Origin of the sequence: Spiroplasma sp. SV19 (assembly GCF_030060925.1) — a bacterium.
Lineage (GTDB): Bacteria > Bacillota_I > Bacilli_A > Mycoplasmatales > Mycoplasmataceae > Spiroplasma.
Map to the genome: position 1 here is coordinate 1,265,809 of NZ_CP045455.1, position 12,065 is coordinate 1,277,873.

The 12,065-nt window shown below is 28.6% G+C and carries 13 protein-coding genes and 1 tRNA gene; 12 read left to right on the forward strand and 2 right to left on the reverse strand.

The annotated features are described in order from the left end of the window. Positions 1–55 precede the first annotated feature (55 nt). The 6 genes from E7Y35_RS06095 to E7Y35_RS06120 all read left to right on the forward strand — a co-directional run bounded on the left by E7Y35_RS06095 (position 56) and on the right by E7Y35_RS06120 (position 5,526). A complete protein-coding gene (locus E7Y35_RS06095) occupies positions 56–2,146 on the forward strand; it encodes a PTS transporter subunit EIIC (protein ID WP_283272100.1) in 2,091 nt (696 codons plus the stop codon). A 127-nt stretch (positions 2,147–2,273) separates the two neighbouring features. Continuing rightward, positions 2,274–2,903, forward strand: coding sequence for a DUF262 domain-containing protein (locus E7Y35_RS06100; RefSeq protein WP_283272101.1), 630 nt, complete (start codon positions 2,274–2,276; stop codon positions 2,901–2,903). Then, positions 2,888–3,196 (forward strand): hypothetical protein, encoded by a 309-nt coding sequence (locus E7Y35_RS06105; protein ID WP_283272102.1) that lies wholly within the window; start codon positions 2,888–2,890, stop codon positions 3,194–3,196. Before E7Y35_RS06100 ends, E7Y35_RS06105 begins: the two co-directional genes overlap by 16 nt. Before the next feature lie 19 nt (positions 3,197–3,215). After that, complete coding sequence (locus E7Y35_RS06110; protein WP_283272103.1) at positions 3,216–4,139, forward strand: HNH endonuclease family protein; 924 nt, start codon at positions 3,216–3,218, stop codon at positions 4,137–4,139. 36 nt (positions 4,140–4,175) lie between these two features. Beyond that, entirely contained in the window at positions 4,176–5,072 is an 897-nt protein-coding gene (locus E7Y35_RS06115) for a DNA adenine methylase (protein WP_283272104.1), read from the forward strand. After that, the gene (locus E7Y35_RS06120) at positions 5,065–5,526 is read left to right on the forward strand and encodes a DUF7226 domain-containing protein (RefSeq protein WP_283272105.1); all 462 of its coding nucleotides are present in this window, start codon (positions 5,065–5,067) and stop codon (positions 5,524–5,526) included. Before E7Y35_RS06115 ends, E7Y35_RS06120 begins: the two co-directional genes overlap by 8 nt. A gap of 73 nt (positions 5,527–5,599) precedes the next feature. On the opposite strand, the gene E7Y35_RS06125 is transcribed toward E7Y35_RS06120, so the two are convergent. Then, positions 5,600–6,139 (reverse strand): integrase core domain-containing protein, encoded by a 540-nt coding sequence (locus tag E7Y35_RS06125; protein ID WP_283272106.1) that lies wholly within the window; start codon positions 6,137–6,139, stop codon positions 5,600–5,602. Between the two features lie 662 nt (positions 6,140–6,801). Between E7Y35_RS06125 and rlmN the strand changes: the two genes are divergently transcribed. The 6 genes from rlmN (at position 6,802) to E7Y35_RS06155 (ending at position 11,889) form a co-directional block, all read left to right on the forward strand. Further along, entirely contained in the window at positions 6,802–7,842 is a 1,041-nt protein-coding gene (gene rlmN, locus E7Y35_RS06130) for a dual-specificity RNA methyltransferase RlmN (RefSeq protein WP_349306614.1), read from the forward strand. Positions 7,843–7,844: 2 nt separating this feature from the next. Continuing rightward, positions 7,845–8,606 carry a PP2C family protein-serine/threonine phosphatase gene (locus E7Y35_RS06135; protein WP_283272108.1) on the forward strand — a complete coding sequence of 254 codons (762 nt, stop codon included), beginning with the start codon at positions 7,845–7,847 and terminating at the stop codon, positions 8,604–8,606. Between the two features lie 105 nt (positions 8,607–8,711). Beyond that, a complete protein-coding gene (locus E7Y35_RS06140; RefSeq protein ID WP_283272109.1) occupies positions 8,712–9,725 on the forward strand; it encodes a serine/threonine protein kinase in 1,014 nt (337 codons plus the stop codon). A gap of 6 nt (positions 9,726–9,731) precedes the next feature. Then, entirely contained in the window at positions 9,732–10,601 is an 870-nt protein-coding gene (rsgA, locus tag E7Y35_RS06145) for a ribosome small subunit-dependent GTPase A (RefSeq protein ID WP_283272110.1), read from the forward strand. 12 nt (positions 10,602–10,613) lie between these two features. Further along, positions 10,614–11,294 (forward strand): ribulose-phosphate 3-epimerase, encoded by a 681-nt coding sequence (rpe, locus tag E7Y35_RS06150; RefSeq protein WP_283272111.1) that lies wholly within the window; start codon positions 10,614–10,616, stop codon positions 11,292–11,294. Then, complete coding sequence (locus E7Y35_RS06155) at positions 11,281–11,889, forward strand: thiamine diphosphokinase (protein WP_283272112.1); 609 nt, start codon at positions 11,281–11,283, stop codon at positions 11,887–11,889. Before rpe ends, E7Y35_RS06155 begins: the two co-directional genes overlap by 14 nt. A gap of 42 nt (positions 11,890–11,931) precedes the next feature. On the opposite strand, the gene E7Y35_RS06160 is transcribed toward E7Y35_RS06155, so the two are convergent. Then, positions 11,932–12,016: transfer RNA gene (locus E7Y35_RS06160), tRNA-Leu, on the reverse strand. Positions 12,017–12,065 lie beyond the last annotated feature (49 nt).

Below are 12,065 nucleotides of genomic sequence, written 5' to 3' on the forward strand. Positions count from 1 at the left end.
GGATAAAACCTTACCTTATTTATTGACTTATTAATTTTGAAAGGAAATAGTTAAAATGAGTGAGCAAGCAAAACTTAAGCCATTTGTATCACGGGCATGATGAAAACGGTCAAACCAACGAACAATGGCAACGCTAAGTAAACTTAGTAAAGCGTTCTTGTTACCAATTGCGTTGTTACCCATTGCCGGAATTTTCTTAGGCGTTGGGGCAACAATTTCATCAAAAGTTGACCCTGCTTCAGCAGCGTGATACTTTGGGAATTTTTTAAATAAAATGGGTGATATTGCTTTTGGTAATCTACCAGTTTTATTCTGTATTTCAGTGGCTATGGCTTATACAGAAGATGCTGGAGTTGCAGCTTTAACATCGGTAGTTGGTTTTTTAGTTTTTAATGCTATTCAATTATCATTATTAAACGAAGCATTTGCCCACATTCAATATGTTGTTGATATTGAGGGGATTACTAATCCAATTAAAGGCCTAACTGTTGATGGCTTAACATCAGAGAGTCCAACGTTATTAACGGCGGATGGATTATTAGATTATATGCGAACAAGTGAAATTTATTCACGATTAGTTGCTGATCCAAATGCAAAAATTGTAATTGTTAGTTCAACACGAGTAACTGACCAATATAATTTATTATTTTATACTGGTCAAAGTTGAGCTGTGCAAAGCAAATTACTAACTGCTAATTTAGGAGTTAATTCATTAAATACTGGAGTTTTTGGGGGAATTTTTGTCGGAGCGATTGCTGCTTTTGCTTTTAATCGTTTTCATAAAACACAATTGCCTTCAGCTCTTAGTTTCTTTAGTGGAACTAAATTAGTACCAATTATTATGTTTTTGGCGGTAATTCCGTTAGCATTTATTTTTATGATTATTTGGCCCTTAATTGGAACAGGATTAGCCTGATTTGGAAATAACTCAGGAAAATTACCAGTTGGGTTGGATTCACTAATTTTTGAGATTTTTGAACGATCATTAGTACCATTTGGTTTACATCACGTTTTTTATTCACCATTGTGGTGAACACAAGCGGGGGGGAGTATGGCGGATTTAATTGCCAATGTTCTTAAAGACCCGTTAAGTTATATTGCATTCTTAAAAGATTTACAAGGTGCTGGATATATTGATGCTAGTGTTGATGTGGCAAAAATGAATGCTGCTGATGCAACAGTGGCTATTAATACTTGAGTATCATCATTAAATGCTTCAACAATTTCCGCAGTTGGAGATCAAACAATTATGTATAAAATTATTGCTGATTCAAAAATTACCTTTACAATGGTGGAACATATGGGATTAAATCTTGGTCGGTTCCAAGCTGGAAAATTTCCTTTTATGATGTTTGGGTTACCTGCTGCTGCCGCAGCAATGTGATTTAGTGTTCCAAAACAAAATCGTAAGCAAGTGATGGGGATTTATTTCTCAGCGGCCTTTACTTGTTTCCTAACTGGAATTACTGAACCAATTGAATTTACTTTCTTATTTGTTGCACCGTGGTTATTCTATGGTGTTCATATGCCATTATGTGCAATTTCGTTTATGTTAATGGGATTATTACATGTGCATACCTCGATGACAGTCTCAGGAGGATTTATTGACTTTGTTGTCTTTGGAATTATTCCATTTGTTGGTGGTAAAGGAACAAACTTCTATTGAATTCCAGTTATTGGAGTTCCATATATTGCTATTTACTTTGCGGCCTTCTACTTCTGTATTAAATATGGAAAAGTTGCAATTCCTGGTCGTGATGGTGGTGCAAAATTATATACTAAAGCTGATTTTAAAGCAAAACAAGCAGATAGTGATAAAGATGTACCATTAGCGAAAGGGGATGCTGCTAAACGTGAAAAAGCACGTAGAATTATTGAATTTTTAGGCGGACCAGATAATATTACCGCTGTTGATTCATGTGCATCACGTTTACGAGTATCAGTTGTGGATAGTAGCGTTGTCAATAAGGACGGGATTCAGTCCTTAGGAGGAAGTACTGGTATGATTGTTCGTGGTGAATCGGTGCAAATTGTGTATGGTGGTGAACAAGAAGTTATTAAACCATATATGCGTGAATTATTAGCTGAAATGCAAAAACAGCAAAAAACACCAATTCAAAATGGACAAAGTCCAAAAACTAAATAAATTTAGTAAAGTATTAAAGACTGATTTTTATCAGTCTTTTTATTCTAAAATAATAAGAAGACTATTTTTTGTTTATTTAAAATTTTTTTATATTATAATGTTATTAGTACATCAAAAGGAGAATAAAATGAAGTTAAATCACCCAGAAAAAATAAGTTTAGAAGCTTTATTGCAAAAATATCAACAATTAAAAATACCGCCATATCAAAGACGATATAGTTGGGGAGTAGAACAATGAAAAAAATTTTCTGATAGTATTGATGAAATGTGAGAATTTGTGAAAAAAGATCCTAATTCAAACGATGATATTCACTATACAGGTACTATTATTTTACATGTAGATAATAATAAGAATACTAACATTGTAAATATTGTTGATGGGCAACAACGGATTACAACATATTTATTATTGTTATCAGCATTTTTGGATTATTGTAAAATAAGAATAAATAATAAAGAGACAGGATCTGAAGAAGAAATAGATAGTAGAATAATAAGTGATATCCGTAAATGCTTATTTTATTTTATGGGTAATCAAAATTATGGATTACATGATTTTTCACTTAATAAAATAGAACTAAATAAGTATGATCAACCATACTATGAAGCAACATTAAGAAATGAGGATAAATTTAAACAAACTAAAATTTATAAAGCAAAATTATATTTTACTAATTGATTAGAAAATAAGCATTTAACTTCATCAGAAATTAATGATTTGGCATCAGTTATATTAAAAAAATGAATGTTATTTTAATAACTATTAATACTTTAGAAGATGTTTTCCAATTGTTTGAGACAATTAATGACTCTGGTATAAAATTAACAGTTGCTGATTTACTTAAAAATAAAATTATAAGTGAGTTTGATAAAACCAATGAAAGTAATGGCAAAATGGATATAATATCTGATGAATGAGCAGAAAATTTAGAAGAAAAATTATCTAATTTAATTGATAAGTTTCTTTTACATTATTTTATTTCTAAATATGGTAAAAAAAAATGAAAACGGAGAAAATGTAACAGAGAAAAATTTATTTTCTTTATATAAAAATGTTATTTCAGAAAAGGTGACTAATTTAGAAGAATGATTAAAAGAATTATATGATGCTGCAGAAGCATATCTCGCAATTCATGAAGTAGATGAAAATTATTGAGTTAAAAAAGAGTTTCCTGACTCAGAACGTACTTATAATTTAATTTTTGAAATTTCATTATTATCATTTAAACAAATTTATCCATTAATTTTATCATTTAAACCATATAAGTTTACTTCAAATGAAAACTATAAAAAAATGAACAATGTTTTATTAAAACTTATAAATTACTTATTCAGAACAATTATTGTAAAAGATCTTTCTCCATCACATATTGAAGGATATATTTATGAATTAGTTTCTAATAACATAAATGGTATATCATATCATATTTTAGAAGCACCATTGATTAAAAAAGAATCTTCTTTGAGAAAGGAGTTTTTATCTGCATTATATAAACCAAGTTTTGAACAAAATAATGTTTTTAAGTTTATTCAACATAGATATTTATATTTACAACAAGGTACAGATGGTATCAAAATAGAAAAGAATCTAGAATTAGAACATATTTTCCCCCAAACCCCCTCGAAAGAATGAGAGAATATAAAAGAATGAAAGGGAATTTTAGATGATAACGACAAAAAAAGGTTATATATATATAATTTGGGGAATGTTACATTAATAACTAAGAGTAAGAACAAAACAGCAAAAAATGATGTATGATCAAAGAAGAAAGTTGCTTATGCAAAAAACAATAAGCTATTTACTTTAAATCTTGATAATACTTTAGTTGAATTTTATGACAAAGATGAAATATTACCTATAGATATTTTGGAAAGAAGCAAAAAATGTATAGAATTTTTAGATCAAAACAAAACATTTAGTTTGGGAGATGATTATTCTAAAAATATTATTTTTAATTTTGAAAATAATGATTGAGAGTTTGAAGATAATTAGGCAGTATAAATCAGGATGGGAGTTTTGTGAAATTTGATGAAACCTTTATTAAAATGGGTTGGTGGTAAAAGATGACTAATTCCAGAATTTGAAAAAAAACTTAATAGTGTTATTAAATTTAATAAAGATGAAAACTCATATTTTGAACCTTTTGTTGGTGCTGGTGCAATTTTTTTTCGAATTAAGCCTAAAAATGCAGTTATTAATGATTACAATTGAGAATTAATTAATTTATATACTCAGGTAAAAGAAAAGCCTCTAGAATTAATTAATATTTTAAAAGAAATGGTTAAAAAATTAGAAGTCAATCAGACATATTATTATGAAATTAGAAATTGAGATAGAAGTGAAAAATGAATTAATATTTTAGATATTGAAAAGGCAGCAAGAACAATTTTTTTAAACAAGAGTTGTTTTAATGGACTTTACAGAGTAAACCAAAGTGGTCAATTTAATGTTCCTATAGGAAAAAATAATATTTCAAATATTTTGGATATAGATAATTTATTAGAAGTTTCAAAATATTTAAATAATAATAATATTATTATGAAGAATGATGATTTTGAGTCTGTAGGATCATTAGTAAAATCTAGAGATTTATTATATTTTGACCCACCATATGATCCTATAGACAGTACTGCAAAATTTACAGAATATACAAATAAAGGTTTTACAAGAAATGATCAAATTAGATTAAAAATTTTTTCTGATTATTTAATTAGAGAAAAAAAAGCTAATGTTATCATTAGTAATAGTTCCACAGAATTTATTAAAAAATTATATTCAAATGAGTTAGAATATGCAAAATCAGAAGTCAAATATTATATTATTGAAGTAGTACATGCTAATAGAAATATAAATAGTAATCCAAAAAAAAGAGAAAAAATTAAAGAAGTGTTAATTTATAGTAGAGGTAAGGAAGAAAATGAGTAGTAATGCTGTTGAAAAAGAAAATATAAATATTATTTTTCCTCAAGCTGATGATCTTAATAAAATATATGATTTATTAATTTCAATTGAGATTAGACCTATGTTGTATAGGGATGTGAGTGAAAATATTGAGTCTTTAGTTTCAGAAAGACAATGAGACTATTATGCTAATGCATTATATTTTTTGGAATTAGCTGAAAAATGAAAATATAATAAAAATAATATGATTTTTTTATCTAATTTAGGACAAAAAATTTTGGATTTAAAAAATAAACAAGAATTTTATAAGATAGTAAAGGAAAAATTAATAAGTTTAAATTTATTTACTTTAGATGACCTAATTTTAGAAAAAAATATTAAAAAGTATAATATTAGAAGTAATAATACTATAAAACGTCGGATCCAAACAATCAAAGCTTGAATTAAGACTATAAATGAAAATTTAGGAGAAGAATAAAGAATAAATTAAATATATATTAAGTTATTAAATTTAATTTTTTTTGTAATACATCATATACATTTTAGACCAGTTAGTCTTTTGAAAATTTTAACACAGCTTGGGCAGGTGTTAAAAGATTTATGCTCTTATGGCGCCGAATGTTGTTATAATAATTAAGAAAGATCTTAATCAGTTTTCTGATATCATTGATATCTTTCGGATATCGGGGTAGATATTCAAAAAACTTATTTCAGTTACGATGAAATCTTTCAATCTTCCCATTACTTTGGGGAGAACGAATTGGAGTTGTCTGATGAGCAACTTCTTTTTCATTTAGAGCTTTTGTAAATTCGCTTTTATGATATTTATATTCGGGTTTGTAACTGTAAACATATTCAGGACCATTATCTGTTCTAATTCGTTTAATTTCTATACTATTTTGTTTAAAATCTTGGTGAGTTTTATTAAATATGCTACTGGCTGTTAATTGTGACTTATTTTCAGAGACATATGCTAAACCAAAACGAGATTTTTCATCAATAAAATCATAAATATATAAATCTCTAGATAAACCAGACATATTGGGAGTTAAAATTTTAATATTATGTTGAATATGCCCCAATTCTTGCATTTCATAGCGATGATATATCTTTTACTCTTTCTTTTTCGTAACATAATTGTTGAATATTTGGTTTCATTTCATTAGAGTCTTAATATTATGACGAAAAGGTTTTCCTCTATATGTAAAATGGTTTGCTAAAGTTAAATTATAGAATTCATAGATTTCAGTTCCGTAATTTGTTCGATAATGTTTCATCATTTGTGCTACTTTTTTCTTATAAATTTTAGGATAATGATTTCTTATTTTCATGGGTTTGGTAGATTTTTTGTATAAAAGATTAAAATCAAAATTATTGGCTATAAAATTTTTTATCTTTTTAGCTTAATTATAAAAGGTCTGTTTTGATTGATAAAACATTTTAATTAATAAATTTTGTGAGTTTTCTCTCATATGATATTTATGACATAAATTAAAATATGTATTTAAATTTGTATAAACATAATTTGCTTTCTGATCATTTTTAATAGTTTTGTATCAAATTTTTGTTCTTCTTTGTAATGAATATAATTCTTCTTTTTTTAAGTATGTTATTACTCATTTTTACCTCCTAATATATTGTACTAACTTTAAGTGGTCTAAAATGTGTATGGTTTTTACAAATTAATGTTTTTTGTCTATTTTATCAAATCTTATTTTATGATAAAATTATATTACGTAAAATGGAGTGGAAAATAATGACATCAATTTTTGAATATCCAAAGCAGGAACTACAATTAGATTTAGTGGCCCATGGTTTTAAAAAATATTTAGCAGAGCAAATCTTTGATTGAATATATGTTAAAAACATATATTCTTTTGATGAGATGACAAATATTTCAAAGTCAGATCGGATTAAGTTACAAGAATATTATACAATTGAACCGTTAAAAATTGCTGTGCAACAACAGTCAAAAGATGGGACGGTTAAATTCTTATTTGAGCTAAGTGATGGTTATAAAATTGAAACAGTTTTAATGCCGCAAAATTATGGAAATTCTGTTTGTGTTACAACGCAAGTTGGATGTAATATGGCATGTACTTTTTGTGCCTCAGGATTATTAAAAAAAACGCGGAATCTATCAACTGCTGAAATAGTCCAACAAGTAATGATGGTTAATCGTTATTTAGCAGCAAGTGGTGAACGTGTTAGTCATATTGTAGTCATGGGGATTGGTGAACCATTAGACAATTTTGAAAATGTTATTAATTTCGTGAACATTATTAATGATCCAAAAGGTTATCAAATTGGTGCTCGACATATTACCATTTCAACTTGTGGGTTAATTCCAAAAATTAGACAATTTGCTGATTTAAAAACCCAAGTTAATTTAGCAATATCATTACATGCTCCAAACAATACAATTCGAAACCAATTAATGCCAATTAATAAAGCCTATCCGGTTGAAAAACTGATGGATGTGGTACGTTATTATATTGAACAAACTAACCGTCGGGTTACTTTTGAATATATTTTAATTGAAGATGTGAATGATGGTCGTGAAACAGCCTTAGAATTAGCAAAATTAATTCGGGGGATGAACGCTTATGTTAATTTAATTCCGTATAATACTGTTGCTGAAAATGGTTATCAACGAAGCACTAAAATTAATCAATTTTTTGAAACATTACAACAGCAAAAAATTAACTGTATTGTTCGTCGTGAATTTGGGCACGATATCGATGCTGCTTGTGGTCAATTACGTGCCAAAAATGAAGGGATTATTAGAAAATAATTATGCAAATACGCTTTGGATACAAAACAGATATTGGGGCTTACCGTGGCAGTAATCAAGATTACTTTGATTTTGCGAACAATAGTTTTAATAATTATATTGCTATTGTTTGTGACGGGATGGGGGGTCATCAACATGGAGAAGTTGCTAGTAAAATGGCCGTTGACAGTTTAGTAGCCCATTTTAAACGGACAAATTTTAACAATTTAACAGATGAAGAAATTAACAAATGATTTCGTCAAACTATTTTATCAATTCAAGAAGAAATGGTGGCATATGCACAAATTTATCCGGACACAAGTGATATGGGAACAACTGTTGTAGCAGCTTTAATTGCGAATGAAAAAGTATATGTGATTAATATTGGTGATTCTCGTTTATATAAATTACATTATGATAAAATTTATCAAATTACAACCGATCAAAATATGGAGAATTCAACGGAATATCGTGAAAAACAAGAATTAGAGTTTCAAGGCCAGTATAAAAAACAGTATAATATGCATACCTTTTGAAAAGTCTTGACAAGTGCCTTAGGACCAACTAAAACCTTAAAAATTGATACTTATGTTATTGAAGATATTAAAGGACAGTATTTATTGTCAACGGATGGCATTCATGATTATGTTGATGAAGGTGATATTATTGAAAGTTTAAAGTCAGCTAATAAACTAAATGATAAAGTTAAAATTTTAATTGATCGAGCATTAGAAAATTTATCAACCGATAATTTAACAGGACTAATATTTGAAATAACAGATTAACAACTGTTATTTTTTATTATCTTTTTAACTCTTGTTCTTTCTTCTGTTTATTTTTATGTTATTATGTTTACAAGTTGAAGATAATTTAAAATAAGGATACAGAAGATGGAACAAATTACAGTTGGAACTATGTTATATAACCGGTATCAGATTTTAGCTAAAATTGCTGATGGTGGGATGGCTGAAGTTTTTGAAGGATATGATACGTTATTAAAACGATATGTCGCGATTAAAATTATGGCTTTATCATTATCAAAAAATAAAGAAGCAGTTGATCGTTTTAATAAGGAATATAATTCGATTGCGCAATTTTCTCACAAAAATGTTGTTAAGGTCTATGGGTCTTTTGAAGCTTATGATCGTCATTGCTTGGTTCTAGAATTAGTAAAAGGTTATACTTTAAAAGATCGGTTATTAACATTAGGACCTTGCACTGTGAAAGAATTATTATATTTTTTTGATGAAATTAATTTAGCCATTACTGAGGCGCACCAAAACGATATTATTCATCGTGATATTAAACCAGAAAATATCTTAATTTCCTATGATGGTAAAATTAAAGTTGCTGATTTTGGCGTGGCAATTTTAGAAAACAGTGAAGACTTAGAATCAGGAAAAATTATTGGAACATCAAAGTATATGGCTCCTGAAATTGTACAATCAAGACCAGCTAGTCGGCGCAGTGATATTTATGCTTTAGGAATTATGCTGTATGAATTAGCTGTTGGAATGGCACCATTTGTTGGAAAAAATCCAACTTTTGTTGCCGTTAAACATGTCAAAGAATTACCATTGCGACCACGATTAATAAATCCGACATTGCCCCAAAGTTTAGAAAATGTTATTTTAAAAGCGATTGCAAAAGAACCAGCAGAACGGTTTCAGACAGTTGCTGAATTTAATGCCAGTTTACAAGCTGTTGAAAAACCTGAGCATCAGTATGATAAACCATTAAAATTGCGTAATTACCTGGAAGTTAAAGGCAAACGAGGTAAGGTTCAGGATCGTTATTATTCTTATCCATGGTTTTTACGAATTAAAGTTGTTTTTTGATTAATTTTTCTCATTGTTGCTTTTTTAACAACAATGATATGCCTTTGCTTGTTGTTACCGAGGTAAAAAGATATGCAACAAACAGGAATGATTGTACAAATTATTAGTGAGTTTTGTTATGTGAAAAACAATACAGACCATCAAATTTATGTATGCAAGGCAAAAGGGATTTTTCGTCACCAAGAAATCAAACCAGTTGTTGGTGATTATGTGCAGTTTGAAAAGCAAAATAACAAGCAAGGCATTATTTATCAAATTGCGCCACGGAAAAATGAGTTATATCGCCCGCGAATTGCCAATGTTGATCAAGTTATTATTATTACCGCAATGGCAGAACCAACCTTCAATTCATATTTATTAAATAAATATTTAGCCTTTATTGAATATAAAGATTTAAAACCAGTAATTGTTTTTACGAAAAAAGATTTAATTACATCTGATGATCTTTATCAAAAATACTTTAATTGGTATCCGCAGTTAGGTTATGAAGTTTATTTTATTAGTAATAAAATTGATGATAAAAAAACATGACAACAATTTGAACAGATTTTTCAAAACAAAATTTCTGTGTTTACTGGTCAAACTGGTAGTGGCAAATCATCAACATTAAATACTTTATTACAAGATGATATTATTAAAACACAAGAAATTTCCAAAGCATTAGGACGAGGCAAACATACGACAACAACAAGTGCCTTATATGAATTATTAGATGGAATGATTGCTGATACCCCTGGTTTTTCAACTTTTGATTTCAAAAATTATCAGAAAGCATCATTAGCACGAGCTTATCATTTTTTTGCTCAGTATGCGAATGAATGTAAGTTTCGAACTTGTTTGCACTTACATGAACCACAATGTAAAATAAAAGCATTAGTCCAAGCAAATGTGATTCCGCTCTTTTTTTATAATGATTATGTTCGAATGATGCAAGAACAATAGAAAGAGGTTATGATGAAAAAGTATTTTGTGGCGCCAAGTGTTTTAAGCGCTAATTATTTAATTTTAAAAGATGAGTTAACAGCGATTACAACCGCTGGAGCAGAATGAATCCATTTTGATGTTATGGATGGTGATTTTGTGCCAAATCTAACGTTTGGTCCAAAAATTTTAGCTGATATTAGCAGTTATAGTGATTTACATCTTGATTGTCATTTAATGGTTAAAATTAAAAATAATAGTGTTGAAAGTTACTTAAAGCCGTTTATTGCAGCTGGTGCTTCATCAGTTACCTTACATTATGAGGCCTTAACTCCCGCACAACTAACGGAATTTTTAGCTTTACGAACAAAATTAAAGATAAAAATAGGACTTGCAATTAAGCCAGCAACACCATTAACAGTAATTTTACCGTATTTTGAACAATTAGATTTAGTGTTAATTATGACTGTTGAACCTGGTTTTGGTGGCCAAAAGTTTCTTCCTGAAGCAGCAAAAAAAATTAAGGAATTGCGAACATATCTTGATCAACATCAGTATTCAACCTTAATTGAAGTTGATGGGGGAATTAATGAACAAACAGGATTAATTTGTAAAAAATATGGGGTCGATGTGTTAGTGGCTGGTAGTTATTTATTTGGCCATCCTGATTTACAAGCACGTTTACAAGGATTATTAGCTGATGAAACCAACTAAAGTGTTAATTGTTTGTTCAAAAACAAAAGTAGATTTAAAACCATATCATGATTATTACAAAATTGGAGTTGAACGTGGTTGTTTAGATTTAATTAAGGCTTTTAATCAAATTGATTTAGTATGTTGTGATCAAGATAGTTTACAAGATGATGAATTAGCTTTTATTACGAGTAAGGCGAAGACCGTGTTGGAAATTTCGCAAGTTAAAGATTATATTGATGGTGAAATTGCCATTCAAGAGGCATTAAAATTAAAACCAACTGAAATTGTTTTAATTGCACAAGGACATCGGTTTGATATGCAATTAAGTTGTCTTAACTTTATTTATCGTTATAATGTTATTTTTGTTAATGATCATACATATGCTTATTTATTACAACCCGGAATGAATGAGGTAGTCAAAAAACCAGATTATCGTTATTTTTCATTATTTGCTTTACAACCAGCAACAATAACAATTACTAATTTAAAATATAATGTTGAAAATTTAACATTAGTTGGATTATCTGCGAATGCTATTAGTAATGAATTTGTTAGTGCAACAGGAAATGTTAATGTTTTATCCGGACAAGTTGTGGCAGTTTATAGTAAATAAAAAAATCGGTTAATATTACCGATTATTTTTTTGCTTTAAAATTGGTACCCATGATCGGGCTCGAACCGATACGAATTTCTTCGGTAGATTTTGAGTCTACTGCGTCTGCCAATTCCGCCACATGGGCATTTACATACCATTTTTATTTTATCTTATTTTATAAAAAAAGTAAGGAT